This is a genomic window from Serratia proteamaculans (assembly GCF_004684015.1).
In the GTDB taxonomy this organism is placed as follows: domain Bacteria; phylum Pseudomonadota; class Gammaproteobacteria; order Enterobacterales; family Enterobacteriaceae; genus Serratia; species Serratia proteamaculans_F.
In genome coordinates, this window is the sequence record NZ_SRIA01000010.1 from 105,126 (window position 1) to 131,955 (window position 26,830).

20 protein-coding genes are annotated in these 26,830 nt (G+C 58.2%); 13 read left to right on the plus strand and 7 right to left on the minus strand.

What is annotated here, in order from left to right; genetic code table 11:
- The first annotated feature begins 542 nt into the window (after positions 1 to 542).
- The 10 genes from atzF to acpA all read left to right on the plus strand — a co-directional run bounded on the left by atzF (position 543) and on the right by acpA (position 15,020).
- Positions 543 to 2,372, plus strand: a complete 1,830-nt coding sequence (gene atzF, locus E5C26_RS07215) for an allophanate hydrolase (RefSeq protein WP_135315679.1) — start codon at positions 543 to 545, stop codon at positions 2,370 to 2,372.
- A gap of 2 nt (positions 2,373 to 2,374) precedes the next feature.
- Positions 2,375 to 5,998: an urea carboxylase gene (gene uca, locus E5C26_RS07220; RefSeq protein ID WP_135315680.1), complete on the plus strand. Its 3,624-nt coding sequence runs from the start codon at positions 2,375 to 2,377 to the stop codon at positions 5,996 to 5,998.
- A 51-nt stretch (positions 5,999 to 6,049) separates the two neighbouring features.
- Positions 6,050 to 6,760, plus strand: coding sequence for a GntR family transcriptional regulator (locus tag E5C26_RS07225; RefSeq protein ID WP_135315681.1), 711 nt, complete (start codon positions 6,050 to 6,052; stop codon positions 6,758 to 6,760).
- 45 nt (positions 6,761 to 6,805) lie between these two features.
- On the plus strand, positions 6,806 to 8,074 hold the full coding sequence (urtA, locus tag E5C26_RS07230) for an urea ABC transporter substrate-binding protein (RefSeq protein ID WP_135315682.1): 1,269 nt from the start codon (positions 6,806 to 6,808) through the stop codon (positions 8,072 to 8,074).
- Between the two features lie 246 nt (positions 8,075 to 8,320).
- Positions 8,321 to 9,901: an urea ABC transporter permease subunit UrtB gene (gene urtB / locus E5C26_RS07235; RefSeq protein WP_135315683.1), complete on the plus strand. Its 1,581-nt coding sequence runs from the start codon at positions 8,321 to 8,323 to the stop codon at positions 9,899 to 9,901.
- Positions 9,901 to 10,977 (plus strand): urea ABC transporter permease subunit UrtC, encoded by a 1,077-nt coding sequence (urtC, locus tag E5C26_RS07240; RefSeq protein ID WP_135315684.1) that lies wholly within the window; start codon positions 9,901 to 9,903, stop codon positions 10,975 to 10,977. Before urtB ends, urtC begins: the two co-directional genes overlap by 1 nt.
- Positions 10,974 to 11,780 carry an urea ABC transporter ATP-binding protein UrtD gene (gene urtD / locus E5C26_RS07245; RefSeq protein WP_206194244.1) on the plus strand — a complete coding sequence of 269 codons (807 nt, stop codon included), beginning with the start codon at positions 10,974 to 10,976 and terminating at the stop codon, positions 11,778 to 11,780. The genes urtC and urtD overlap by 4 nt, the downstream gene beginning before the upstream one ends.
- A gap of 8 nt (positions 11,781 to 11,788) precedes the next feature.
- The gene (urtE, locus tag E5C26_RS07250; RefSeq protein WP_135315685.1) at positions 11,789 to 12,487 is read left to right on the plus strand and encodes an urea ABC transporter ATP-binding subunit UrtE; all 699 of its coding nucleotides are present in this window, start codon (positions 11,789 to 11,791) and stop codon (positions 12,485 to 12,487) included.
- 143 nt (positions 12,488 to 12,630) lie between these two features.
- Positions 12,631 to 13,143, plus strand: coding sequence for a DUF2165 family protein (locus E5C26_RS07255; protein ID WP_135315686.1), 513 nt, complete (start codon positions 12,631 to 12,633; stop codon positions 13,141 to 13,143).
- A 170-nt stretch (positions 13,144 to 13,313) separates the two neighbouring features.
- On the plus strand, positions 13,314 to 15,020 hold the full coding sequence (acpA, locus tag E5C26_RS07260; RefSeq protein WP_135315687.1) for an acid phosphatase: 1,707 nt from the start codon (positions 13,314 to 13,316) through the stop codon (positions 15,018 to 15,020).
- Positions 15,021 to 15,023: 3 nt separating this feature from the next.
- On the opposite strand, the gene E5C26_RS07265 is transcribed toward acpA, so the two are convergent.
- Entirely contained in the window at positions 15,024 to 15,536 is a 513-nt protein-coding gene (locus tag E5C26_RS07265) for a GNAT family N-acetyltransferase (protein ID WP_135315688.1), read from the minus strand.
- Positions 15,537 to 15,667: 131 nt separating this feature from the next.
- Between E5C26_RS07265 and E5C26_RS24775 the strand changes: the two genes are divergently transcribed.
- Both E5C26_RS24775 and E5C26_RS07275 read left to right on the plus strand, forming a co-directional pair.
- Complete coding sequence (locus E5C26_RS24775; RefSeq protein ID WP_240775919.1) at positions 15,668 to 16,444, plus strand: MbcA/ParS/Xre antitoxin family protein; 777 nt, start codon at positions 15,668 to 15,670, stop codon at positions 16,442 to 16,444.
- Entirely contained in the window at positions 16,437 to 17,075 is a 639-nt protein-coding gene (locus tag E5C26_RS07275; protein ID WP_135315689.1) for an RES family NAD+ phosphorylase, read from the plus strand. The genes E5C26_RS24775 and E5C26_RS07275 overlap by 8 nt, the downstream gene beginning before the upstream one ends.
- A gap of 44 nt (positions 17,076 to 17,119) precedes the next feature.
- Here E5C26_RS07275 and E5C26_RS07280 read toward each other — a convergent pair whose 3' ends face one another.
- The 5 genes from E5C26_RS07280 to E5C26_RS07300 form a co-directional block, all read right to left on the minus strand.
- Positions 17,120 to 18,337, minus strand: coding sequence for an FAD-dependent oxidoreductase (locus tag E5C26_RS07280; RefSeq protein WP_135315690.1), 1,218 nt, complete (start codon positions 18,335 to 18,337; stop codon positions 17,120 to 17,122).
- Between the two features lie 132 nt (positions 18,338 to 18,469).
- On the minus strand, positions 18,470 to 19,315 hold the full coding sequence (sseA, locus tag E5C26_RS07285) for a 3-mercaptopyruvate sulfurtransferase (RefSeq protein ID WP_135315691.1): 846 nt from the start codon (positions 19,313 to 19,315) through the stop codon (positions 18,470 to 18,472).
- A 43-nt stretch (positions 19,316 to 19,358) separates the two neighbouring features.
- Entirely contained in the window at positions 19,359 to 21,590 is a 2,232-nt protein-coding gene (locus E5C26_RS07290) for a virulence factor SrfC family protein (protein WP_135315692.1), read from the minus strand.
- Complete coding sequence (locus tag E5C26_RS07295) at positions 21,587 to 24,532, minus strand: virulence factor SrfB (RefSeq protein ID WP_135315693.1); 2,946 nt, start codon at positions 24,530 to 24,532, stop codon at positions 21,587 to 21,589. The genes E5C26_RS07290 and E5C26_RS07295 overlap by 4 nt, the downstream gene beginning before the upstream one ends.
- Entirely contained in the window at positions 24,532 to 25,731 is a 1,200-nt protein-coding gene (locus E5C26_RS07300; RefSeq protein ID WP_135315694.1) for an SrfA family protein, read from the minus strand. The genes E5C26_RS07295 and E5C26_RS07300 overlap by 1 nt, the downstream gene beginning before the upstream one ends.
- Before the next feature lie 115 nt (positions 25,732 to 25,846).
- On the opposite strand from E5C26_RS07300, the gene E5C26_RS07305 reads away from it, so the two are divergent.
- Positions 25,847 to 26,272 carry an NUDIX hydrolase gene (locus E5C26_RS07305; RefSeq protein WP_135315695.1) on the plus strand — a complete coding sequence of 142 codons (426 nt, stop codon included), beginning with the start codon at positions 25,847 to 25,849 and terminating at the stop codon, positions 26,270 to 26,272.
- On the opposite strand, the gene E5C26_RS07310 is transcribed toward E5C26_RS07305, so the two are convergent.
- Positions 26,269 to 26,769, minus strand: coding sequence for a DUF523 domain-containing protein (locus E5C26_RS07310; protein WP_135315696.1), 501 nt, complete (start codon positions 26,767 to 26,769; stop codon positions 26,269 to 26,271). The two genes, E5C26_RS07305 and E5C26_RS07310, sit on opposite strands and share 4 nt — an antisense overlap.
- Between the last annotated feature and the right edge of the window lie 61 nt (positions 26,770 to 26,830).

Below are 26,830 nucleotides of genomic sequence, written 5' to 3' on the forward strand. Positions count from 1 at the left end.
TAATTCCTGTCCAAGGTTAGTCCAACCCCTCTGTGAATGATAAGCAATCGTTGTGTAAAGTTTTCTATATTGATGGGGTTTTGATTGGGTATGGGATTTTAATTCCATTATGTTATAAACATATATCGCCTGTTTGTTGGTTTTTAATTCTTTGTTTTTCATATATTTCAAAATTTAATTAATGTTTATGTCACCTAATTTAATTTATTGTGCTTTTGTTGGTTTCGCTTGTTTTTGGACGGAGTACATTGTTTTGTAAATAAATAATTTATCATATCCACTGGCTAATTATTTCTGATTAGTTGAAACCAGGTCTGTCAGATACGTACAAATATTGTGGTTAATTAACGAGACCCATGTTTCCGTATCGGCATAATAGCGATGTAGTGCACCTTTTTTGTTCACTATTTGCTCGTGACTGGTGCAGGCTTTTGCTGTTTTAAGATAAGTTTTTCTTATAATTTATTGAAATCAGCCGATTAAAAATTGGCACGCCGGTTGCTGTATGAATCCCATCTTGTGTACCAGATGGAATTTTACCGATGACTCAGTCCGTTAGCCTACGCGGTTTCACCCTCAACGAATGGCAGCACCATTATCATACCCGCCCGGCCGGCGAGCGCATGGCCTGCGTGCGTTCCACGCTGGTTGCCTTGTTGGCCAATTTACCAGCGGATGACAATGCCTGGCTGTATCTTGCCAGTGCTGCACAACTGGAGACGCAGTACCAACAACTGGCCCAACGGCTTGAAGACGTCGCCGGGGATATCAGCCGCCTGCCGCTGTTTGGCGTGCCTTTTGCGGTTAAAGACAATATCGATGTGGGTGGCTGGCCGACGACCGCCGCCTGCCCGGAATTTGCTTATCTGGCAGCGGCAGACGCAACCGTGGTTGCCAATCTGCGCGCCGCCGGAGCGCTGGTGATCGGTAAAACCAATCTTGATCAGTTCGCTACCGGCCTGGTAGGCACCCGTTCGCCGCACGGCGCGGTAGTGAACAGTTTCGACCGTCGCTATGTCAGCGGCGGCTCCAGCTCCGGCTCGGCCTCGGTGGTAGCGCGTGGCCTGACGCCGTTCTCGCTGGGCACCGATACTGCAGGTTCAGGGCGTGTCCCGGCCGGATTCAACAATATTGTCGGCCTGAAACCGACCAAGGGCTGGCTGTCGAACCGTGGCGTGGTTCCCGCCTGTCGGCTCAATGACACGGTGTCGGTATTCGCCCTGACGGTGGCGGATGCCGCGCTGGTGGCTGAACTGGCAGGTGGCTATGACCCGGCAGATGCCTATTCCCGTATCAATCCCCATACCGCCCCGGCGAGTCTTCCCGCGGCCCCCCGCTTTGCGGTACCGGCGCAGCTCGAGTTTTTCGGCGATACACAGGCCGAGCAGGCCTTTCAACGGGCGCTGGAGCAGCTGCAAGGCTGCGGCGTAACGCTGGAAACCCTCGATTCCACCCCGTTCCGCGTACTGGCGGAGCAGCTCTATTACGGCCCCTGGGTGGCGGAACGCACCGTGGCGGTTGAAAAAATGCTGAGTACCAACCCGCAGGCGATTAATCCGGTGGTGCGTGGCATCGTCAATAACGGCCTGAAGTACAGCGCCTGCGACGCCTACAAAGCGGAATATCTGCGTGCCGAGCTGGCGCGGCAGATTGAACAACGGCTGGCTCCCTTCGATGCACTGGTGGTGCCAACCTCACCGACCATTCGCACTCTGGCGGAAATGGAGCAGGAGCCGGTGTTGTTCAACTCGCAGTTTGGCACCTACACCAATTTCACCAACCTGGCCGATCTGAGCGCACTGGCACTGCCTGCGCCGATGCGTGACGACGGCCTGCCTGCCGGTATCACGCTGGTTGCTCCTGCCTGGCACGATCGGGCGCTGGCGGCCTTCGGTTTGCGCTGGCAACAGGCGCAGGATCTGCCGCTGGGCGCCACTGGCCGCCCTCTGCCGCCGTTGAATGCTCTGACGCCGTCTACTCAGCACGTGCAGGTGGCGGTAGTGGGCGCTCACCTCAGCGGAATGCCGCTGAATTTCCAGCTTACGCAGCGTGCCGCGATTTTACTGGAGCAAACCACCACCGCGCCGTGCTACCGGCTGTATGCGCTGGCCAATACTCAGCCGCCAAAGCCGGGGCTGGTCAAAACCGAGCAGGGGGCTGCAATCGGCGTGGAACTGTGGGAGATCCCGCTGGCACGTTTTGGCGAACTGGTGGCGGAGATCCCGGCACCGCTGGGTATCGGCACGCTGTTACTGGCGGACGGTCGCCGGGTGAAAGGCTTTATCTGCGAACCCTGGGCGCTACAGGGGGCCACGGATATCACTGAATTTGGTGGCTGGCGCAATTATGTTGCCAGCCTGAAGGGGGCTTGATCATGTTTTCTACCGTACTGATTGCCAACCGTGGCGAAATCGCCTGTCGCGCCATCCGCACCCTGAAACGCCTGGGAGTGACCAGCGTAGCGGTTTACTCCGACGCCGACCGCAATGCACCGCACGTCACCGAAGCCGATTTGGCGGTGGCGCTGGGCGGTGAAAAGGCCGGCGACAGTTACCTGTGTATCGACAAGATCCTGGCGGCGGCGGCAGAAACCGGCGCACAGGCTGTCTACCCCGGTTACGGCTTCCTTTCCGAGAGCGCTGAGTTTGCCGACGCCTGCGAAGCGGCGGGCATCGCTTTTATCGGCCCGACAGCGGCGCAAATTCGCGAGTTCGGCCTGAAACATCGGGCGCGTGAGCTGGCGGCACTGGCGCAGGTGCCGATGACGCCGGGTACCGGCCTGCTGGACAGCGTTGAGCAGGCGGTCAACGCCGCCAGACAGATTGGTTACCCGGTGATGTTGAAAAGCACCGCCGGGGGTGGCGGTATCGGCCTGACGCGCTGCGATGACGAAGCCGCACTGCGCGATGCCTACGACAGCGTGAAACGGCTGGGTGAGCAGTTCTTCCGCGACTCCGGGGCTTTTATCGAGCGCTTTGTCGATCAGGCGCGTCATGTCGAAGTGCAGATCTTTGGTGATGGTCAGGGTTGGGTGGTGGCACTCGGCGAACGCGATTGTTCATTGCAGCGCCGCAACCAAAAAGTGGTGGAAGAGACCCCGGCACCGAACCTGCCGACGGCGACCCGTCAGGCGCTGCATCAGGCGGCGGTGGCATTGGGGGCATCGGTTAATTATCGCAGCGCCGGTACCGTGGAGTTTATCTACGACGGCGCGCGCGATGAATTTTATTTCCTCGAGGTCAATACTCGCCTGCAGGTGGAGCATCCGGTGACCGAGATGGTCACCGGGCTGGACTTGATCGAATGCATGTTGCAGGTGGCAGCGGGGGACGCGCTGGACTGGGCAGCGCTGCAACGTCCACCGCAGGGCGCGTCGATTGAGGTGCGTATTTATGCCGAGGATCCGCTGAAAAACTTCCAGCCCAGTCCGGGCGTATTGACCGAAGTGCATTTCCCGGATGGGGTGCGGGTTGACGGTTGGGTTGCCACCGGCAGTGAAGTATCGGCATTTTACGACCCGATGATCGCCAAGCTGATAGTCCACGGCGAGGATCGCCGGCAGGCGTTGGAGAAAATGCGAGTGGTGCTGGATGCCACCCGGTTGCATGGCATTGCCACCAATCTGGATTACCTGCGGCAGGTGATTGCCACCACGGCGTTCCAGACCGGCAGCGTCTGGACCCGCATGCTGGACAGCTTCCGCTTCCAACCCAGTAGCATCGAAGTGCTGCAACCGGGCACTTACAGCAGCGTGCAGGATTACCCGGGCCGTGTCGGCTATTGGGATATCGGCGTGCCACCGTCCGGGCCGATGGACGATTTCGCTTTCCGACTGGCCAACCGCATTGTCGGCAACCACCCCAGCGCCGCCGGGCTGGAGTTTACCCTGCAGGGGCCGACCCTGCGTTTTCATTGCGACGCCACTATTGCGCTGACCGGTGCGGACTGCCCGGCAGATTTGGATGGTGAAGCGCTGGCTTACTGGCAGCCGATAGCGGTTCGGGCCGGGCAGACACTGACGATGGGCCGCGCCCGGCACGGGTGCCGTAGCTATCTGGCGGTGCGAAACGGTTTTGACGTGCCGGTGTATCTGGGTAGCCGTTCGACCTTTGCCCTGGGGCAGTTTGGCGGTCACGCCGGGCGCACTCTGCGGGTAGCAGATATGCTGGCGGTGTCGCAACCGGCGTTGGCCGCGACCACCACTCCGGCACCGGTTGCCGCGCCGCAGGCGATGGATGAAAGCCTGATCCCAGAGTACGGCAACCTGTGGAACATCGGCGTGCTGTATGGGCCGCACGGCGCACCGGACTTCTTTACCCCGGAGTCGATCGACAGTTTCTTCGCCGCCGAATGGCAGGTGCATTACAACTCCAACCGCTTGGGGGTGCGCCTGTCCGGGCCAAAGCCTGAGTGGGCACGGCAGGACGGCGGAGAGGCCGGGCTGCATCCGTCCAACGTACACGACTGTGAATACGCCATCGGTGCGATTAACTTCACCGGCGATTTCCCGGTGATCCTCACCCGCGACGGGCCGAGCCTGGGTGGCTTTGTCTGCCCGGTGACTATCGCCAGGGCCGAGCTGTGGAAGGTCGGTCAGGTGAAACCGGGCGATCGCATTCGCTTCCATCCGATCGGCTTCAAACAGGCGCAATCGCTGGAACAGGCGCAGCTTGGCAGCATCGAAGCGCTGGCGGCGGTGAAGGCCATCACCTTGCCGGCACCGGATCTGACGCCGGGTGCCACGGTGTCTGCCGCTATCCTGGCGGCACTGCCGGCGACCGACAGCCGCCCGGCGGTAGTCTATCGCCAGGCCGGTGACGGCTACATCTTGCTGGAGTATGGCGACAACGTGCTCGATCTGGCGTTGCGGTTACGCATTCATCTGCTGATGCAGTCGCTCAGGCAGGACGCGATCCCCGGCGTCGAGGAACTGGCGCCCGGCGTGCGATCGCTGCAGATCCGCTATGACAGCCGCGTTCTGGGTCAGGCCGATTTATTGGCGCGCCTGCTGGCGCGTGAACAGGCGCTGGGCGATGTCAGTCAACTGAAGGTGCCGACGCGCACGGTTTACCTGCCGATGGCATTTGAAGACTCCGCCACCCTGGGGGCGGTGGAACGTTATCAACAGACGGTGCGTTCGTCCGCGCCCTGGTTGCCGAACAACGTCGATTTTATCCAGCGCATCAACGGGCTCAGCACGCGTGAGCAGGTGCGCGACATCATCTTTGATGCCAGCTACCTGATCCTCGGGCTGGGCGATGTTTACCTCGGCGCACCCTGCGCGGTGCCGATTGACCCGCGTCACCGGTTACTCAGTTCCAAATATAACCCGGCCCGCACCCATACCGCCGAAGGCACGGTCGGCATCGGTGGCATGTACATGTGCATCTATGGCATGGACTCACCGGGGGGCTACCAGTTGGTCGGACGCACATTGCCTATCTGGAACAAATTCCTCAAGAACCCGCAGTTCAGCGCCGGTGAGCCCTGGCTGCTGCACTTCTTTGATCAGGTGCGTTTCTACCCGGTCAGCGAACAGGAGCTGGATGAGCAGCGCGAGGCATTCCGCGAAGGGCGCGCGCAGGTACGCATTGAGGACAGCGAGTTTGATTTTGCCCAATACAGTCGTTTCCTGGCGGACAACGCCGAAGACATCAGCGCTTTCCAGCAGCGCCAGCAGCAGGCGTTCAGCCATGAGGTGACGCGCTGGCAGGAAGAAGAGGGCGAAGCAGAGGCCCAGTTGCTGCCGCCACAGGATGATGAAGAAGAGGTTGATGGCTATCTGGTCAGCGCCGACCTGAACGGCAGCGTGTGGAAAATTCTGGTGGAGCCGGGGCAGCAGGTCGAAGCCGGCCAGCCGTTGATCGTGGTCGAGGCAATGAAAATGGAGCTGGCGGTCACCGCGCCGCGCGCCGGGATCATCAAACGCATCAGTTGTCAGCAGGGGCGGCCTGTCGGGCCGGGTGACGCCCTGCTGTGGCTGGAGCACGCCAGTTAACCCTGTTTAATTGTCTGGGCGCGGCAGGCTGCGCCCGCAGAGAGGAATGCGATGCAAATCACCAATAACCGCAGCAAGGCGCGGCCGGAGGGGCTGGCGGAGCGTATCTACCTGCAGCTTAAGGACGACATTTTTGATTTTCAGCTGCTGCCGGGCGATCGCTTTAGCGAAAACGAAGTGGCGCTGCGCATGGACGTCAGCCGTACGCCGGTGCGTCAGGCACTGTTTTGGCTGGAGCGCGAGGGCTACGTCGAAGTGCATTTTCGCAGTGGTTGGCAGGTGCGACCGTTCGATTTTGCCTACTTCGAGGAGCTGTATGACCTGCGCATCGTGCTGGAGTGTGAGGCGGTCAAACGGCTGTGCACACGGCCAATGGATGAAGTGCCGTTGCAACTGGAGGCGCTCGGCAGTTTCTGGATCGACGAGCCACGGCTGGAAGACGGCAAAACCGTCTCGCTGCACGACGAACAGTTCCATATGGCGCTGGTGGCGGCGGCGGGCAACGGCGAAATGGCACGTATTCATCGCGAGCTGACCGAGAAAATTCGCATCATTCGTCGGCTGGACTTCACCCAGGGCAGTCGGGTAGAGGCGACCTATAACGAACACGCCGCCATTTTGCGGGCGATCCTGCAACAGCAAACCGGGGAGGCGCAAACGCTGCTCAGTAACCATATTGCCGTCAGTAAGGCTGAGGTCAGAAAAATAACTTTACACATGTTGCATCAAGCGCGGCTTCAGCCACCAGACAGTCTCACGTGAGTTTTTTTTGAACCTGTTTTCCAACACACATCAGGAGTTTGAAATATGCAACGTCGTCACTTTATAAAAGCTTTCGCGCTGTCCGCCACCATGATCGGCATGGGGATGACCTGGGGCGTGCAGGCCGCCGATACCATCAAGGTCGGTATCCTGAGTTCGTTGTCCGGCACCATGGCCATTTCTGAAACGCCGCTTAAAGACGTGGCGCTGATGACCATTGATGACATCAACGCCAAGGGCGGCGTATTGGGTAAAAAACTCGAGCCGGTAGTGGTGGATCCGGCCTCCAACTGGCCGCTGTTCGCCGAAAAGGCGCGTCAGTTGCTGAGTCAGGACAAGGTGGCGGCGGTGTTTGGCTGCTGGACTTCGGTATCGCGTAAATCCGTGTTACCGGTGTTTGAAGAGCTGAACGGCCTGCTGTTCTACCCGGTGCAGTACGAAGGGGAAGAGATGTCGCCCAATGTGTTCTATACCGGTGCGGCGCCTAATCAGCAGGCGATCCCGGCGGTGGAATACCTGCTGAGCGAAGACGGCGGATCGGCGAAACGCTTCTTCCTGCTGGGTACCGACTACGTTTACCCGCGTACCACCAACAAGATCCTGCGCGCCTTCCTGCACTCGAAAGGCATTCAGGATAAAGACATCGAAGAGGTCTATACGCCGTTTGGCTACAGCGACTACCAGACCATTGTCGCCAACATCAAGAAATTCTCCGCCGGTGGCAAAACGGCGGTGATCTCCACCATCAACGGTGATTCCAACGTGCCGTTCTACAAAGAGCTGGCCAATCAGGGCATCAAGGCCACCGATGTGCCGGTGATCGCCTTCTCGGTAGGGGAAGAAGAGCTGCGCGGCATCGACACCAAACCGCTGGTGGGTAATCTGGCGGCCTGGAACTACTTCGAATCGGTGGATAACCCGACCAACAAGCAGTTCGTCAGCGAATGGCGGGCCTATGCCAAGGCGCACAACTTGCCGAACTACGCCACCGCAGTAACCAATGACCCGATGGAAGCCACCTATGTCGGTATCCACATGTGGGCGCAGGCGGTCGAGAAGGCCGGTACCACGGACGTTGATAAGGTACGCGCCGCGATGGCCGGGCAGACCTTTGCCGCCCCTTCGGGCTTTACCCTGACCATGGATGCCACCAACCACCATCTGCACAAACCGGTGATGATTGGCGAAATTGAAGGCAACGGCCAGTTCAACGTGGTGTGGCAAACCGATGCTCCGGTACGCGCCCAGCCGTGGAGCCCGTACATTGCCGGCAACGACAAAAAGTCGGAAAGCCCGGTAAAAGGCGGCAACTAATACCTAATGCCGGTCAGTTAAGCAAAGTTCTAAGAATGTATGACGTTGTTTAAGTGGGCGTCCCCCTCTCCCGAGGGAGAGGGCCGGGGTGAGGGGCTAGTGTTGGAGTGCATCCCCTCACCCTAACCCTCTCCCAAAGGAGAGGGAACATTATCACCTTAACTGACAAGGATTAGGCAAGTCATGCCCGGCCCCCCGTTACGGCGGGGGTTGACTGAGCCAAGCCCTATTGCGACGAGACATCTGATGAAACTTTTATCTTTAAGCCATCTCAGGCATCTGTGGTTATTGCTGTGCTGCCTGCCCATGTTCGCGCAGGCGGGGCCGGCCGATGACTTTGCTGCGGCCAACCGTACGCAGCAGGCCAAATTATTGCAGGCGTGGGCGACAGCGCCGGATGCTACGCGCTTGCCGTTACTGCAGGCGTTAAAGCAGGAAAGCGTGGTGATCGACGAGGCCAAACATGCCTTTATCCAGCAGGGCGATCGTTACCAGCCGCTGGAAGGCAGTGCTGCCCCGGTCGGTACGCCAAAGAAACTGTGGCTGAATAACCGGCTGCGGATCCTGATTGCCAACGCGCTGTCGACCCACCGGCTGGTCAGTGAAGATCCGGCGCTGCGTTTACAGGCGGCGCAGGCCCTGCAGCAGGAGGCGCAAAACGATCAATTACCGCTGTTGACCCAACGCCTGGCGCAGGAAAAAGACAGCCGGGTGCATGAGGCGCTCCGCATCGCGCTGGCCAATCTGCAACTGACCGACGCCGATGCCAAAGTGCGCCTCAATGCGGTGCGGTTGCTCGGCAGTTCGGGGGCAGCGGAAACCCAGACGCGATTGCAGGCATTGACCGATGCCGCCCATGAACCTGACGCTGCCGTACGCGCCGAAGCGCTGAAAAGCCTGGCCAGCGTCAAACACCGGCTGATGATCGGCGACCTGATTGGCCAGGCGTTTACCGGCCTGTCGCTCGGCTCGATCTTACTGTTGGCGGCGCTCGGACTGGCGATCACCTACGGCCTGCTGGGGGTGATCAACATGGCGCACGGCGAAATGCTGATGCTCGGTGCTTACTCCGCCTATCTGGTGCAGGGACTGTTTCAGCAGTTTGCGCCGCAGTGGCTGGCGCTGTATCCGCTGGTGGCGTTGCCGGTGGCGTTCACCATCACCGCCTGCATTGGTATGGCGCTGGAGCGCACGGTGATCCGTCATCTGTATGGTCGGCCGCTGGAAACCCTGCTGGCGACCTGGGGGATCAGTCTGGTGCTGATCCAATTGGTTCGGGTGTTATTTGGCGCGCAAAACGTTGAGGTTGCCAACCCGGCCTGGCTGTCGGGCGGCATTCAGTTACTGCCCAACCTGGTGCTGCCGTGGAATCGTATCGCGGTGATCCTATTCGTAGTGCTGGTGTTGGTACTCACCTGGTTGCTGCTAAATAAAACCCGCCTGGGTATGAACGTGCGCGCCGTGACGCAAAACCGCGCCATGGCCGCCTGCTGCGGCGTCCCCACCGGCCGCGTCGATATGCTGGCGTTCGGCCTGGGTTCCGGCATTGCCGGGCTGGGCGGAGTGGCGCTGTCGCAGCTGGGCAACGTCGGGCCGGAGTTGGGTCAGGGCTATATCATCGACTCGTTCCTGGTGGTGGTACTCGGTGGCGTTGGTCAACTGGCCGGGACCGTGGTGGCGGCCTTTGGCCTCGGTATTCTCAATAAAATTCTTGAACCGCAGATAGGTGCTGTATTGGGCAAAATCCTGATCCTGGCGCTGATCGTGCTGTTTATTCAAAAACGTCCTCAGGGACTGTTCGCCTTCAAGGGCAGGGTGATCGACTGATGAGCCAACCATTGACTGTAACCGGCCTGCAGAAGGCGCCCCGGCTGGCGCTGGGCATCGGCGGGCTGGCGTTGCTTACGCTGCTGATCATGCCGTTTTTGGCGCTGCTGCCGGCAGAGCATCCGCTGGCGATCTCCACTTACACCCTGACGCTGGTGGGTAAAATCTTGTGTTATGCGGTGGTGGCGGTGGCGCTTGATCTGGTGTGGGGTTACGCCGGGCTGCTGTCGCTGGGGCATGGGCTGTTTTTCGCCCTTGGCGGCTATGCCATGGGCATGTATCTGATGCGCCAGGCGGCGGGCGATGGCCTGCCGGCATTTATGTCGTTTCTTTCGTGGAATGAATTGCCGTGGTTTTGGAGCGGTACCCAGTATTTCGCCTGGGCGCTGTGCCTGATTGTGCTGGTGCCCGGCGTACTGGCCTTTATCTTCGGTTATTTCGCCTTCCGCTCAAAAATCAAAGGGGTGTATTTCTCCATCATGACCCAGGCGTTGACCTACGCCGGTATGCTGCTGTTTTTCCGTAACGAAACCGGCTTTGGCGGCAACAATGGTTTTACCGGTTTCACTACCCTGTTGGGCTTCCCGATTACCGCTACCGGCACGCGTGTGGCGCTGTTCCTGACCACGGTACTGCTGCTGGCCGCCAGTCTGGCAATCGGCTTTGTGCTGGCACGCAGCAAATTCGGCCGGGTGTTGACGGCGGTGCGCGATGCGGAAAACCGCCTGACGTTCTGCGGCTACGATCCGAAAGGTTTCAAACTGTTTGTCTGGACGCTGTCGGCGGTGCTGTGCGGGCTGGCCGGGGCGCTGTATGTGCCGCAGGTAGGCATTATCAACCCCGGCGAAATGTCCCCGACCAACTCGATTGAAGCCGCCATCTGGGTGGCGCTCGGCGGACGCGGCACGTTGGTGGGGCCGTTGCTGGGGGCCGGTATCGTCAACGGTGCCAAAAGCTGGTTCACCATGGCGATTCCGGAATACTGGCAGTTCTTCCTCGGTCTGATGTTTATCATCGTCACGCTGTTCCTGCCGAAAGGGGTTATTGGCCTGCTGCGCAGAGGGAAATCACAATGAATTCGCTGCAAATGACCGAAGAGCTGTTCACCCAGCCGCTGCCGGCAGATAAATACCGCCAGCAAACCGATCCGGTACTGCTGCTCGACAAGATCAACGTCAGTTTTGACGGTTTCCGGGCCCTGAGCGATCTTTCGCTGCAGATCGGGGTGGGTGAACTGCGCTGTGTGATCGGCCCCAACGGTGCGGGGAAAACCACGCTGATGGATGTGATCACCGGCAAGACCCGGCCGGACAGCGGCAGGGTGTTTTACGATCAAACCGTCGATCTGACCGCGCTGGACTCGCGACAGATAGCCCAGGCCGGTATCGGTCGCAAGTTCCAAAAGCCCACGGTGTTTGAGGCGTTGACGGTGTTCGAAAATCTGGAGATCGCCCAGAAAACGCAGAAGTCGGTATGGGCCTGCCTGCGCGCCAAACTGAGCAGCGAACAGCGCGACCGCATCGATGAAATGCTGAAAACCCTGCGGCTGGGCCATGAACGCCATCGTCCTGCCGGGTTGTTGTCTCATGGGCAAAAACAGTTTCTTGAGATCGGCATGTTGTTGGTGCAGGAGCCACACCTGTTGTTGCTCGATGAACCGGCGGCCGGCATGACAGATGCGGAAACCGAGTACACCGCCGAACTGTTTCGCTCGCTGGCGGGTAAGCATTCGCTGATGGTGGTGGAGCACGACATGGGGTTTGTCGAAACCATTGCCGACCACGTCACGGTGCTGCATCAGGGCCAGGTGCTGGCAGAAGGATCATTGGCGCAGGTACAGGCCAACGAGCAGGTGATCGACGTATACCTTGGGCGTTAGGAGTGGCTATGTTGCAAGTGAACGAACTGAATCAATATTACGGCGGCAGTCATATTTTGCGCGGCCTGTCGTTTGAAGCCCATATCGGCGAAGTGACCTGCCTGCTGGGGCGTAACGGCGTAGGGAAAACCACTTTGCTCAAATGCCTGATGGGGCTGATCCCGGCCAAGAGCGGCAACATCAGTTGGCAGGGTGAAAGCCTTAACGGCAGAAAACCCCATCAGCGGGTGCAGGCCGGGGTGGCCTATGTCCCGCAGGGGCGCGAGATATTTGGCCGCCTGACGGTGGAAGAAAATCTGCTGATGGGACTGGCACGTTTTTCCGGTAGCCAGGCGCGTAAGGTTCCGGATCAGATCTATGAACTGTTCCCGGTGCTGTTGCAGATGAAAGATCGGCGCGGCGGCGATCTCTCCGGTGGCCAACAGCAACAGTTGGCGATTGGGCGTGCGCTGGCCTGCCGACCGCAGTTATTGATCCTTGATGAGCCGACGGAGGGGATCCAGCCTTCGGTGATCAAAGAGATCGGCGCGGTGATCAAACAGTTGGCGACCCAGGGAGATATGGCCATCCTGCTGGTGGAACAGTTTTATGATTTTGCCGCCGAGCTGGCGGACCGCTATCTGGTGATGTCGCGCGGCAGTATTGTCCAACGCGGTGCCGGCAGCGCGATGGAGCAAGACGGCGTGCGTGGGCTGGTGGCGATATAAGGTTCAAGGCTGGGCAGTGAAAGGGCAATGATTCTCAGAACACTTTGTTGGGGGGAACGGTAGTCGCCGTTTATCTACCCTGAGTTAAACTGCTGCAATACAAGGAACTCCGGGTTATACATCACCATAAATTAGGGATAATTATGAACGAAATCACTGTGTCACGTCTGGGTTGCATCGTCCTGTCACTGTTCCCGGCTCTGTGGGGGATCTTCAGCCTGCTCAATAATACCGCCGATTTTTCCGGGACTGCCCAACATGCCGTGGCCCCGCTGCTGGCCATGCAGGATACCTATCAGGTTCCTGGATTAATGTGGCGGGCTATCAGCGTTGAATGGGCCGGACGGGTCGGGCTGGCGATGATCACTTTGCTGGAGTCTGTGGCCGGCATCACCGCTGCCTTTGGCGTGGTGCTGATGCTGAAACATCTGGGCCATTCTTACGCGGCTTTTGCCAGGGGAAAAGCCTGGGCCATGCTGGGCACGCTCTGTGCGATCGCGGTATGGGGCCTCGGGTTTATGGTGGTCGCTGGCGACTGGTTTATGGCCTGGCAGGCCAAGGATAACCCGCTGGCGGTGCAGCTGGGTGCGATGCTGTATATGGTGCCCAATACGCTGGCGCTGATATTTTTGATGCTGCAACGTGACGATCGCTAACCGCTAAAGCCGCAGGATTTTAATGAAACTGCGGCGAAGTTCGCGAAAGTGTTGCCAAATGCTAACCTGCCGACGGGTGTCACATTTCGTTCATAATTTTGCCATAGCATAATGATCCTTAAATAAATTAATAATAAATCAACATGTTAATTATTTTCGAGGGAATGCCTATGAGCGATAAACCGCACAAAGATCTACCTCCGTCGGCGGAAGAGCAGCAGCCGAGCAACCCGGCACGTCGGCGTTTTCTGGCTGGGGCGACAGCGTTAGGGGTTGGTGCCTCCATTGCGCCGTTGGCTAGGGCCGCGACCGAGGGTAACAAGAAAGTGTTGCTAAGCGCTCTGCCGGCCAGTGCGCAAAATCCGTTGTTGCGGCGTCATGTGAAAAATGTGGTGGTGATCTACGCCGAAAACCGCAGCTTCAATAACCTGTTCGCCAATTTCCCTGGGGTAGAAAAACCGCTGTCGGCACTCAAGCCAGAGGAGTACCAACAGCGCGATCGCGACGGAAGTCTGCTGGACTCGTTGCCGCCGATCTGGAAAGGCCTGGTGCCCAAGGCCCAGGAGGTTGGGCACGTTAACTATCAAATTGGTGAAGACGCGGTGTTTACCAATCAATTGCCCAATCAGCCGTTTGTGTTGACCGGGCCACAGGGCGAAAACCTGCCGCACGGCGTGGTCACCCGCGACTTATGGCATGTGTTCTACCAGAATCAAATGCAGATCAACGGCGGCAAAAACGACAAGTTTGTCGCCTGGGCCGACTCAGGTGCTTTGACCATGGGTTATTACGGTGACGGTGCTTACAACCTGCGGCTGTGGAGTCTGGCGCAAGAATTTACGCTTTGCGATAACTTCTTTCAGGGGGCATTTGGCGGCTCCTTTCTGAATCATCAGTATCTGATCTGCGCCCGCCCGCCGTTTTACCCTGAGGTACAAAACTCCGTCGCCAAAGACGGCATTGCCCTGCTGGAAAGCGATGACGTGACAGACTCGCGTCTGAAGCCGTTGGGCGACTCGCCGGTTAGCGCCTCGTTCGGCATCCCGCTGTTTGGCAAGAGCCTGCTGACGCCGGATGGCTATGCGGTCAACACCATGGCACCGCCGTACTGGCCGTCGTGGACTCAGGATGAGAAAGACCCGACGCTGGCGGATGCCACCATGCCCAATGTTATGCCACCGCAGAAGCATCAGCATATTGGCGATTTACTGAGCCAGAAAGGGATCGATTGGGCGTGGTATGCCGGGGGCTGGCAGTATGCGCTGGACAACCGCAAGGATCAGGGCGATTTCCCCGGTGCGCCGGATTTTCAGTACCATCATCAACCGTTCAACTATTTCGAAAATCTGGGGCCGGGTAACCCACAGGCACGTGAGGCGCATTTGCGTGACGGCGGCATTGGCGATTCATCCGGCAGCAATAAATTTCTGGCCGCGGTCGAAGCGGGGACTTTGCCGCCGGTGGCGTTTTACAAACCGCAGGGTAACCTCAACATGCACGCCGGTTATTCCGATGTGGAGGCCGGTGATCGTCATATTGCTCATATCATCAACAGCCTGCGCAATGGCCCGCAATGGGAAAATAGCGTGGTGGTGATTACCTTTGATGAGAACGGTGGCTGGTGGGATCATGTGGCTCCGCCGCAGGGCGATCGTTGGGGGCCCGGTTCACGTATTCCGGCATTGGTGGTTTCGCCGTTTGCCCGCAAAGGCTACGTCGATCATGAGGTGTACGATACCGGCTCGATCCTGCGATTAATCAGCCGGGTGTTTGATCTGCCACCGCTGGACGGGCTAACGGAGCGCGATAAAGCGATGGCGGCGCGCAGCCAAAAACCGCTGGGGGATCTGACCGGCGCGCTGGAGTTTCCGGGCTAGAGGTTACAGCGGCTTTGACATATACCAGATGCCGATGGACCCCTGGGCGCTGGTGTAGCAGGTTTCACCGCAAATACTCAGCCCCTGGCGTTGGTAAAAACGCTGGGCGCTGGTATTGCGCTGCAACACTTCCAGCCACAACGTTTTTTGCTTACGTTCGATCGCCCGCAGCTGCACCTGTTCAAAAAAGTGCTGGCCGTAACCCTGGCCTGCATATTCCGGCAGGAAATAGATTTTCTGCAGTTCTGCACCGACCTGTTCGGTGGGTGCCAGCAGGCTGTTGAAATTCAGCCGCGCATAACCCACCAGGTTGTCGTCTTCATACCCCAATAGCCAGCAAACATCCGTATCCTGCAGCGTCTTCTGTAGCGCTTCAACAGCAAAGTCTTGCGCCAGAAAAGCGTCCAATTCCTCTTTATGGTGCCAAAGGTTGCCAAAATGGGCCTGGTAGGTGCGCATACCCACATCACGAACCTGCGCTAAATCACCGCTCAAAGCCTGGCGGATGGTGAACATAGGGACCTCTTGTAAGAAATGAGAAACGGCGAACAAGCTGAAAGGGCAACGCCGCCACTGGCGAAGATTTAGACAACCTAGTGCATACGAGATATACTCAATATACGCAATATCTGCATGCCGGAGGAAGTATGACACTCAAACAGCAAACCCATCGTCGTCAGGGACATCGTACCGTTATGCAAATGCTTACTGCCGATCAGCTACAGCATCTTAAGCCAAGTAAGCATTCGGCGCGATTTTTGGTGATTGAAATTGATCCCGATACTCATACCACCGGTTCGGATTGCAACAGTGACGTCGGCAATAATGCCCTGAGGAAAAAGCTTACCGACATGATCAATGATCCTGCCGTCGATCCCAATGCGGCGATTCAAATGCTGGAGATTGCCTGGGATATGGTCACCAAGTCTGCGACAGGTAAGATACCGGCGGCCCGGGTGGATGTCGATAGCGAAAAAGCTTTGCCTGCCGCCAGTATCTTTGCCGGTTTTCCCGAGTTTCAGGCCCGCAATGAAGAAAGGAAGCAGGACCTTCGCCAGTACCTTCTGGCAGATGCCAACTGGCTGACATCTGCAGAACTCTCTGACCGGGCAGGTTTTAAAAATCGCAACCGTAGCGCAGGCCCAAACGGTTGGAAACAACGAGGGAAGATTTTTGCGATCAACGTTGAGGGGCACGACCGCTATCCGGCCTATGCACTGGATGAGGCTTACCAGCCGTTAAAAATCCTCAAAGACATATTGACCGTTTTTGGTGACAGCACCAGCGCCTGGTCGATAGCGAGCTGGATGGGCACGGCCAATAGCTGGCTGGAGGGTAAAAAACCCAAAGATCTGATGAAGCAAGATCCTGCTGCGGTGTTACATGCCGCTCTTATAGAAAAGGCGGGAGCGCAGCATGGATGATGACTTACTGCCCCCGGTAGGAAAGGTCAATATTAACAAGTATCTTGTTAAGGCAGGGACGCCGCTTTATCGAATTCATCGAGAAAAGTACGCTGGCGATGCTTTTAATAATAGCCTTGGGGGCGACGCACGATTTAGCCCGATTATCGACCAATACAATAATGTGATCGCCACGATTTATGCTGGTGATAATACCAAGGTGGCGTTGTGTGAAGTCCCTTTGCACGATGTCGATTTCTCACAACAATATGTTGAGTTCAACGTCAAACAACTTTCGGGGTTGGTTCATACCCAACTGGCAGTGAATGCCCAATTGCAGCTTGCAGTACTAGATCAACCCGGCCTGGCCAAGATGAGAGCTTCTAAAAAGGTCGCACATTGTGATGCTGCGCACTATCAGGTCACGCGCAAGTGGGCTGAAGCTATCCATGCACAACATCAAGATATTCAGGGGCTGATTTGGCCGTCAAAACAGTATCCCGGCAATGCCTATGTTTTGTTTGGCGACCGTTTGAATGGAAACGAGTTATCTATTACTGCTAAAACGGTATCAGTAACAGATAAAAGCGTTTTAATACATTTGTTTGAACTGGCGGATAAAATGGGCATTACCCTGCTGGAAGATGATTAATATATCGATTGTGCCCATTACGTATTTTTGACCGCAGCAAGCCCTCAATCTGCAAGATGCTTCGGCGTTTCTCGCCGGAACCCCAGCCCGATAATCCGGCCAAATAAACGTGGCAGCCAACGGCTGTTGCCAACCCGGGCCATCAGACTGGATCCGCCGCTACCTTGACGTTTTTTCGGCCTGCGTTGGCTCATTTTAATTTGCAGGAACTGGGTGGCTTTGGTGGGAAAGCTGCGGCGGCGTTGCACGCGCAGCAGGTGCCTGAGCTGCAAACACTGACTGCGCAGCGGAGGAATAATCACGTTGGCGGTGGCGACCGCGTCCTGAATTGCCAGATTCACCCCGACACCGCCAATCGGCGACATGGCGTGTGCGGCATCGCCAATGCACAGCACGCCCGGTTTTGCCCACTGATCCAGTCGATCGATACGAATGCTTAATAATTTCACCTGATCCCAGCTGACGATATCCTGCAGGCGATGGTCCTGGAAGGGGGCAATCTCGGCGATCTGCAGCAAAAATTTTTCCAGCCCCTCCTGTTGGATCTCCCCGAAACTGCCCTTGTCGACTGAATAGCCACACTGCCAGTATTCGCCCCGGTCGATCATGATGAAGTTTTGCTTTGGCCCGGTGTGCCCCATCGACCAGGCCGGATCGCCGGGCTTTTTAGCAATCTTCATCCACAATACGTCACGCGGTGAGCCAAAACAGCGGCTGCTGAGTGCCGCCTGTTCGCGTACCACCGAGTTACGTCCGTCAGTGCCGATCACCAATTGGCAACGTACGCGAACAGGGCCTTCCGGCGTATCCGCCAGCACCCCGCAGACCTGGCCGCGATCGTATAGCAACTGATGTACCTGCGCCGATTTTATCAGGGTGAATTCAGGAAAGGCGGTGGCCTTTGCTGCCAGAAAGTTGAGAAATTCCCACTGCGGCATAAAGGCGATAAATTTGCAGCGTGTTGGCAGGTGGGTGAAGTCGGCCAGCGTAATGTCACGCCCGGCGATCTCGGCATGCAGCGTTTCTGCGCGCTGGTGCGGCAGTGCCAGCAGTTCCTCCAGCAGGCCAAGCTGATGCATGATTTCCAACGTCGAAGGATGAATCGTATCGCCGCGAAAGTCGCGCAGGAAATCGGCGTGTTTTTCCAGCACCATCACGTCTATACCCGCCCGAGCCAGCAGATAGCCTAGCATCAGCCCGGCGGGGCCGCCGCCAACGATGCAGCAAGTGGTGGTGTAAGGTGTGATCGGCGACTGTGACATTGCGGGTGACTCCTGGGATCCACATCCTGCAGATCCTGATTGGAAACTCAATATTGATAATGATTATCAATATCAAGTCAGGCTGTCAACCCGCAGTGCAGTGTGGTCAATCGTCGCCGATTGGCTCAACAGCTAGTCCTGCTCGATCGGCTGTTTGCCGCTTAACGCCCCCCATTCGCTCCATGCACCGTCATACAGTTTCACCTGGGGTGCGCCGAGTGACAGCAGGCCGAAAGCCAGTACCGCTGCCGTGACGCCGGAGCCGCAGCTGGTGATGATCGGCCCGTCGACATTCACACCCTTGTCGCTGAAGGTTTGCTTCAGTGCTTCCAGCGATTTGAAACGGCCATTTTCCAGCAGTTCGCCGTAAGGAATATTGATACTGCCGGGAATATGGCCGCGGTGCAGACCCGGGCGCGGCTCTGGTGCTTCGGCGTAAAAACGCGGTGCGGCGCGCGCGTCCAGGATTTGCACTTCGCTGTTCAGCGCCTGTTCCACCTGCTGCATATTGACTACCGCGTCCGCATTGAAACGGGCATTGAAGGTTTGCGGCGAGCGCTGCGCCGCGCCGGTCGCCAGCGGTTGGCCCAGAGCTGTCCAGCCGTTCAGGCCTTCGTCCAGCACATAAACCTGCTGAGCACCAAAGTTGCGGAAAGTCCACCAACCGCGCGGGGCTGAGAACTGATTGCCTTCGTCATAAAACACGATGGTCTGTTGTTCGCTGATGCCCAATTTCCCCACCGCCGCGCTGAATTCCTCTGCCGTCGGCAGCATATGCGGCAAGGTGGTGTTTTTATCCGCGACGTCATCGATGTCAAAATACACCGCGCCTGGGATATGGCCGCGTTCAAATTCGGCCAGCATGTCTTTTTTCGGTACCAGGCCGACCGGGGACATTCTGACATCAACCACGACCAGATTTTCATCGTTGATATGTTGCGCAAGCCATTGCGGAGTAACCAGAAACGGAGAGTTCATCGCTATTGTTCGCCTGTGGTGAAAACGGTTTTTTCACTATACCTTAAATAATTGGCGTTGCCTCGGCGTTAAGCGGGGCGACAATGGCGGCCAACGCTTGATGTGCAGCTTCATCGATTGTGCCTTTCGCCTCGGTTGCCACGTTCTCCGCCAACAGCGTCTGCAGGCCAACCAACCAGTCGTAGATATAAAACGCGGTATTTCTCGCCGGGGTGGGGGCCAGTTTGGTTAACCGCTGTTGGTGACTCCAGTCCACGGCGGGCTGCGGTGGAGGGGTAAAGATGGGTTGGCCGTGATTGATTCGGCTGGCGGGACGTAAAGCCGCTTCGCGCTGCTGGAAGCCCAACCAGGTCACGAAATCACTCAGTATCGCGAAGGCCTGGCTGACCTGTCGGTCTTCTGCTTGTTCCGGTAACACTCCGGCAGATAACGCGCGCTCCAGCGATTCGGCAATGTCCAACCGGCAGGCGGCGGCGATTAACCCATCAACCAGCAGTTCCAGATGCTGTTTATCGACGCCCAGCAAGGTCAACAATGGGGTATTGTCCGGCAGGTTGCGCAGATGGTTGATCCAATCGGTAAACACCCGTTGAGCAAAGGAAGAATCGCCGTACTTCGTTGCCGCGTCGGCGTGCGCAGCCTCCTCGCCAAACAGGTCAATCTCCATATCGAACGGCGCGGTTCTGGCTACCGGGGCGGGTAGCGTCTGCTGCTGTTGCAGATATTGTTGGCGCAAGGTATCGGGCAGCGGCAGCAACCACTCGAGCAGTTCGCCGTGTATGCCGGCTTGCGCCTGCAATTTGCGCAGTAACTGCTGGACACGCTGTTGTTTTAATTGCGGGTCCGCTGTATGCAGCCAGTTGCCGAGCAGGCTTTCCGTCAGTTCGCGTTGCAGTTCCTGCCGTTGTTCAAGAATGCGTTCTTGTTTCAAGGTCGGGCGCGCCTGCGCTGCCAGCCAGGCCACCATGCGCTGGCAGTCGCTTTCATCCATCGCCAGCAGGGTGGCCCAACTTTCGCCCGGTTCACCGACATAGCGTTGAACCGCGTCGTCGGGGCGCGGTTTACCCTCCTGGCGTGAGTCGAACGCAGTGACCGCCCAGATTAAACCGGGCTTTCGGCGGCTGCGTAGCTCGGCGTTTTCTCCCTGCGTTTGCCTGACCCAATAGGCCAGTGCATTGCCTGCCGCGCCGGCGTCTTGTGGGGTACTGGCCGCATCGCTGACCAGCAGCAGACTGGCATGCAGGCCATCGGCAACCTGAATTAACAGGTTGGCGCGTTTCGCCTGTTGCATGCGCTGTATCAGCCCAGCGCCCAGGCATGGGCTGCCGGCCGGCAGGTCTAGCAGGTCGATGTTGTTTGGCAACCCGACGCTTCCCCTTGCTGGCAAGGTTGTAGTGACCGAAGCCGCCAGCCACGCCAGATCGGCCAGCGCGATCACCCCCTCGTCGCCATGTTCCGTCAACACGGCCAGTTTTTCCCCGGCCGATGCATGGATTGTCTGGGCATGCACAATCCCCTCATCCTGGCTCAATACCTGGCGGGGGGCATACAGGCGCTCGCAGTGGCCCAGGGCGTGCAGGGCATGCGCCAACTGGCGATAACAGGTGGTCAGTGCCGGACCCTCGCCCCAAAGCGGTGCGAACAGCCCGGCGCGGTCGTCAACGCTCAAATAGGGTGCCAGTGAGATGGCGTGTGGCCAGAAGTGTCTTGCCAGCGGCGTTTGCCATTTGCCGCCCTGAAGACGAAGGTTGTCCCACAGCGCTACCATGGCGTTGCTGTCCAGCCCGCCGATAGCCATCGGCTGGCGGAGACGCTCCAGTGCCTGCAGATGTGCGGCCATGGCACGGGCATCCCAATCCGGTCGAAAACCGCCCATCAATGCGCTGCCAATCAACATGGCAACCAACTGCGCCTCATTCAGCAGGGAAACGGTAACAGGGTAAGACGGCGGATTTTGGGTGTCACCACAGCGGTAGCGTACCGCCAGCGTGGCATCTTCGGTCAATAGCCTGGCACCGGGTGCCAGCGCGGCCAACAAGTGGGCCTTGGCCGCGGCGTTATGGCCATAGAGGCCGATGGTCAGGGGCTGATGCATAGCGCTGTCCAACTGCCTGGCCCGGTTGTAGCTGCGGCGCAGGCGGACTGTCAGGTTATCGGCCTCCCGGTTCAGTCGAGTGGACTGCTGCCGGGTAGCTGCCACCCAGTCAATCGCCTGTTCAATGCTGTTTCCAAGGCTGTTTATCGGCTCGGGCCGGCTGGAGGTGATAAGTTTCATCGCTGATAAATGCTCCCGCTGTCAATCCAATAATGGGTTGCGCCAGAGGCGCTGGCTGCCAGGGTATTGAGTTTTAGTTGCAGACTGTCTGCGGGCACCGGCGTGCCGTCGGCCAGGCAGGCTTCGGCAATGCTGACGCCTTCGGCTCCTTGCCGATCATTGCCGGTGATGGCCAAACGCAGGCTGATGACCGCATCGCCAGCCAGTTTGCGCGCCAGAGCGGCATCGGTAATGGTCAGCGTGTAGAGCGGCGATGCCGGCCAGCGTGGGTTATCCAATTGACGGAATCCCAGACGCAGCGGGCCACGTAGCTGGAAATAGCTGTCGGGATCCAGCGCAAAGTCTGCGCAATCCAGATCGATATCGCGATAATAGACATTATCGTCTGCCAGCATGTTATTGCTGTCCAGCATGCCCAGATGACGAATGGTGGAATAAGGTTGGAAGTCGCCGACGTTAAAGTAAAAACTCTCCAGCCGCAGGTCGATAGCCAACAGGCACAGCATGGCGCCCACGGCGGCGGTGGATTTAGGGTTATCGATGCGTCCGCTTTTGTTGAAGGGGTACCAACTGCGGGTGTGATAACCCTCAAGCGGCAAAATTCGGCTGGCGGGTAAGGGTTGCAGGTGGCGCAACAGCGCCTGAACGCCCGGAAAACATGCCGGGCGGCCGGTGAGCAACAACACATCGCAGTTGTATAAGGCGACCACCTCACACAGCAGACGTAGGCAGTGGCTGATGCCGATGCGGTCGGACAGGAACGCGGCATGCACGGCACCCAGCCGGATCACCAGCGGGGTCTGCAGAATGTCGAAGGCGGCGTTGCCGGATCCGCGCTGAACCTCGTCATTGATAAATGCCAGCACTTGCAGGGTGGGCATCTGTGGCAATAGTTCGCCCAGCGTGGCGGCGATTTCCGCGTGGCTGTCCAGCGGATCGTAATCCTCATAGGCACTAAGCAGCGCGCGCCCGACGGGCATGAAAATCTGCAGCGTGGCCTGCTGGCGCAGGGTGGAAAACCCATCCATACGCCCCTGATTGCCAAACAGCTTGTCCATTGTCGCTGCTGCGTCGCTGACCCCGGCTTGCTCAAACGCTTGCTGTACGGCGGGCAAGATAAATTGCCCAATCACATCCAGCAAAATGTCGTCGCCGGCGAGCTTGAATCCTTCACGGAACAACAGACGCGGATTGATTTTGATGTTGTTACCTACGCCATCATCCAGCCGGTATTGGGTAATCGCCAGATCGGTAGTGCCGCCGCCGATATCGATAGAGGCGATACGCAGTGATTTTCCCGGTTGTTCTCCCGGCACTGGCGGTCGGTCCGGCCGGGCCATGGCGGCGAAAAAGGCGTCGGTGCGGCCGGCAAAATTGACCTGGGTTTCGTTATACAGATAAACCATCTGGCCGCAGGTGGCTTCGTCCCATTCCATATGCACCTGCGGCACTGGCATACGGGCTTGCTCAGCGCTGAATGGAGCATCCTGCGGGTGCCATCCCATGGCTTTCCATATCAGGCCAATCGCCTCCTGCATGCGGCGGCGGAAAATTTCACGTTCCGGCTTGGGCATCGCCGAAGGCAATGTCAGGATGAGGGTGCGCAGACGGCGCGGGGCGGCGGCATTCGGCATCTTGCTGCGTTGGGCGACGCTGTTGATTTGCATCAGTGCCTGCGCCAACAGCTCGCTCAGCATCAGGGCCATGACCGCGCTGCGGCTATAATGGGCGGCGAAAACCGGCAACCGCTCATCTACCGGCAGCGCAGACAGTGGGACACCCTCGTCGTTGATCAGTGAGCTTAATGGCGCGGCGGCAGCCATAGGTTCTTGTTGGCTGTTAAAACGCCAGCCGGGCGCGTAGCGTTCTTCGTCCCACAGGTAACGGCGTGGGCTGGAAATGCCGGTGGTGCCTTCGGTCCCTTCCCGCCGCAGGGCCAGTTGCGCGGCTTCCCGGCCCACGCGGACGATGGAAGGCCAGACAAAGGCATCATCGCGGCCGCTTTGGTATGAAAGGTGAGGTTTGCCAAATGACGCCTGGGCAAACTCGACCCGGCTTTCAAACAACTCGTTGTAAACGCAATGTGGTACAGACAGCGAACGTAACTGCAGTTCATTGGTCTGTTTCAGGCCATTATTTTCTTGCGGATGATCTTCGACCAGCACCCCGCAGGTGTGCGAATTGCCGACATCCAAAATCAGATCTACGTTGATCGCGGGTTGTTGCGGCGTCTCCCCGATGATTTTTATCTGCGGCAGCGTTAATTGGCTGCCGAGCAGGTTCAACAGATTGAGGTAGTGCGCCTGATATTCGAAGGTTTTCAGCCCGGCGTTTATTTCTGATTCGCTGCGAAGTTCCAGACTGCTCGCGGATTGGCTAAAGACTTCACGCAGCCAACTGTCTACCCAGGTCAGGTCAAGAAATTCGCCCAGTTCATGGTTTTGATGGCCCAGCGAGAAGCCGATCCCGGTGTTGATATCGCTTTCGCCGGGGGCGAGTGCCTCCTGGCCTGCGGCGGCGAGCCGGGTATCAAAGGCCAGGACCACCCGCAGCAGGTTGCCGTCCTGGTCGGGGCTATCGAGTAACCGCGTCTGCATGCGGGCCCAGTTATCTGGCCCGGACAAAAACACCCCTGATGAAGTACACCGAAAGTAAGGCAGCGGCAGCCAGGTTTTATCCAGCAGTTGCAGTGATTGCTGCAGAGAATGACTGAACTCCGGGCGAACCACTTCTGCGGTCTGCCCCGGTTGGGCAGGCAACAGGTATTTGCCACTGTCGGCATCCCATTGCAGGCGCAGTAGCGGGCCACTGGCGGTCTGGCGGACAAACTTGCCCGGAAACTCAGCGTCCAGAACCGGCGTCAGGGCGAAGTCCAAAAATTGAATGCCACTATCCTGAATCAGCGTCATGCTGCGTGGGTAATCGGTAAGAGGGGCCAGCATTATTTACTCTCGCGCTTTAACATCATGGGATAGACCGTTTGGGCATCGTAGCGACCGACGCAGGCCGCCGGGCCGGTTTCATTTTGCGTACAGGTAATTTCCGGCATTGAGTAGCGGCTGCCGTCACTGCAACGTGCCTTGGTACGGCTGTTGATCACCAGATTGCCGGACTGCATCAGCCCGGCCTCAATCGGTACCCGGCAGGTGATGGCATCACCGTAAGTAATGCTAGCAGTGCCTTTCCCTTCCTTGATGCGGTATTGCAGGCTGGGACGTTTACCGGTGGGCAGATCTTTGAGTGCCACAGTGGCTCGCCATTTGCCGTTCAGAAAACGGACTGAACCGACTTTGACCGAATCGCTGGGCAGCACCAGCGCATGTTTGCTGACCGGCAAGACAACCGGTTCCGGCGGCATCAGCGTCGCTGGCGCTAACGGCAGTTGCAGTTTGAATAGCGGCGCAGCGGCGCGTTGCGGCAGAACCGGTGGTTGCGCCACGGGAGCCGCAACGGTTGGGGTGTTCGGGCGGCTCAGCCCGCCAACCAACAGAGCCATCAGCATCAGCACAGGCAATAGCCATGCATAGCGGAGCCATTGGTGGCGCGGCAGCGCAGGTGCGGTAGCCACTGAGGGAGTGACTTCAGGTATCGGGACGGGTTTGGCTACGGCAACCGTCACCGGTCGCGCTGTTGTGGCGATAGGCGTCGGTTTTTCTTCCTCGGCCGGGCGCAGGCACGCCAGCGGGTCGTCCTGGCACTGAGCGGCTGGTTTGATAAAGCCCCAGAAGGTCAATACCGGTTTGCCATCGACCAGATAAACATGATTTGGGTCGGGGATTTGCATCGCCTTGGCCAACAATGCGCCAAACAGACGGTGGCTGGGGTGCGGGTGAGTCTGTGTCTGAGCGACCAGAGTACGGAATGTCGCCAGGCTTTGTTCCAGCAACTGCACGGCCTGCGCGCGTTGGGCATCACTGGCTGCCAGCCAGGACGTCACCTTCCCTGGGAAAGGGGAATACCAGTCAATGCGGGTGCCCGTTTCGTTCGGCTGCGGGACAGCCAGACAATCGGCGGCCGGTTGCTGTTGGCGAATGCGCAATGTTTCTCGCAATTGCAGTGCGCAGGCGTAAACCGGTTGCCCATTCTCGCCCAATGCAAGCACATCATCTAAACTGCCACTGCGTAAAAAGGGTTTCACCACGGCAAAAAACCTTGTCCTGTTCAGCTAAAACGTGCAAACAGCCATGGTAACCCGTGGTCTGAGCAGTCAAACGGCCAAGGACAGGCGTAAAATACCGTTCTTTAAGAGGATCAACATGTCGCAGATTGATAACCCCGCTTTTGGTGGCGCGAAAATCGCACTGTTGTGCGGTGACCATTTGCTGACCTACCAGCGTGACGACAAGGCGGATATTCCCTGGCCCGGCTGTTGGGATCTGCCGGGAGGCGGGCGCGAAGGGGATGAGACGCCGCTGCAATGCGTGCAGCGGGAAACGCTGGAAGAGTTCGGTTTGCAGATTGACGCACAGCAGGTGAGTTTACGGCAGCGTTACGAAGGGGTTTTCCCCGGCTACCCGCCGACCTGGTTTATGCTGGGTCACATCACGCCGGAGCAGATTGCCACCATTCGCTTGGGCGATGAAGGGCAGCGCTGGCAGATGATGGCTATCGAGCGCTTTATCCATCACCCGCAGGGTATTTCGCACCTGCAGCAGCGGCTGGCGCAACACTTGCAGCGCTAGGCGTGTTCCACGGCTTCAATCCGGGCGATCAGCGCGTCGATCTGACGGTCGGAAAACACTTCAATGCCATTTTGGCGCAGCAGTTCGGCGGTGACGCCGCTACCGGGTTTGGTCTGGCCGCTGAAAGAGCCGTCGTAGATAAACTGGCTGCCGCAGGATGGGCTGCCGTCGGTGAGCAGGGCAAAGCGGCAACTGTGCCGTTGTGCGGTCTCCAGCGCCAGATGGGCGCCGAGCAGATAGCTGGCGGTGACGTCGCCACCGCTGACTTCAACCACTCTTGCCCGTTGAGCCAGTACCGTGGCGCCTTCAGCGGATGGGGTAATTTCTGCCGAGGGGCGCGGGGTGGAAAAGCCGGCGGCCAGCTCCGGGCAACACACCACCAGGCGGCCTTCGTGCTGCCAACGCTGCAGGGTGGCGCTGAACAAGGGCTTGTCAGAACCGTTATAGCGAACTTTAAAACCGGCCAGGCAGGCGCTGAATAAAATCTTTGACGGCATGCAGACTGTCTCTGTCACTGTGGCGAAAGCGTGGGACTGGGGCGACCCACGCGCGCGGCTT

Coding starts and splice junctions, on each gene's coding strand:
- E5C26_RS07255 (WP_135315686.1), top strand. CDS start 12,631: ATGAACGAAATCACTGTGTCACGTCTGGGTTGCATCGTCCTGTCACTG.
- atzF (WP_135315679.1), top strand. CDS start 543: ATGACTCAGTCCGTTAGCCTACGCGGTTTCACCCTCAACGAATGGCAG.
- urtA (WP_135315682.1), top strand. CDS start 6,806: ATGCAACGTCGTCACTTTATAAAAGCTTTCGCGCTGTCCGCCACCATG.
- urtB (WP_135315683.1), top strand. CDS start 8,321: ATGAAACTTTTATCTTTAAGCCATCTCAGGCATCTGTGGTTATTGCTG.
- urtC (WP_135315684.1), top strand. CDS start 9,901: ATGAGCCAACCATTGACTGTAACCGGCCTGCAGAAGGCGCCCCGGCTG.
- E5C26_RS07310 (WP_135315696.1), bottom strand. CDS start 26,769: ATGCCGTCAAAGATTTTATTCAGCGCCTGCCTGGCCGGTTTTAAAGTT.
- E5C26_RS07225 (WP_135315681.1), top strand. CDS start 6,050: ATGCAAATCACCAATAACCGCAGCAAGGCGCGGCCGGAGGGGCTGGCG.
- E5C26_RS07275 (WP_135315689.1), top strand. CDS start 16,437: ATGGATGATGACTTACTGCCCCCGGTAGGAAAGGTCAATATTAACAAG.
- E5C26_RS07295 (WP_135315693.1), bottom strand. CDS start 24,532: ATGCTGGCCCCTCTTACCGATTACCCACGCAGCATGACGCTGATTCAG.
- E5C26_RS07305 (WP_135315695.1), top strand. CDS start 25,847: ATGTCGCAGATTGATAACCCCGCTTTTGGTGGCGCGAAAATCGCACTG.
- urtD (WP_206194244.1), top strand. CDS start 10,974: ATGAATTCGCTGCAAATGACCGAAGAGCTGTTCACCCAGCCGCTGCCG.
- E5C26_RS07290 (WP_135315692.1), bottom strand. CDS start 21,590: ATGAAACTTATCACCTCCAGCCGGCCCGAGCCGATAAACAGCCTTGGA.
- urtE (WP_135315685.1), top strand. CDS start 11,789: ATGTTGCAAGTGAACGAACTGAATCAATATTACGGCGGCAGTCATATT.
- uca (WP_135315680.1), top strand. CDS start 2,375: ATGTTTTCTACCGTACTGATTGCCAACCGTGGCGAAATCGCCTGTCGC.
- E5C26_RS07265 (WP_135315688.1), bottom strand. CDS start 15,536: ATGTTCACCATCCGCCAGGCTTTGAGCGGTGATTTAGCGCAGGTTCGT.
- E5C26_RS24775 (WP_240775919.1), top strand. CDS start 15,668: ATGACACTCAAACAGCAAACCCATCGTCGTCAGGGACATCGTACCGTT.
- acpA (WP_135315687.1), top strand. CDS start 13,314: ATGAGCGATAAACCGCACAAAGATCTACCTCCGTCGGCGGAAGAGCAG.
- sseA (WP_135315691.1), bottom strand. CDS start 19,315: ATGAACTCTCCGTTTCTGGTTACTCCGCAATGGCTTGCGCAACATATC.
- E5C26_RS07280 (WP_135315690.1), bottom strand. CDS start 18,337: ATGTCACAGTCGCCGATCACACCTTACACCACCACTTGCTGCATCGTT.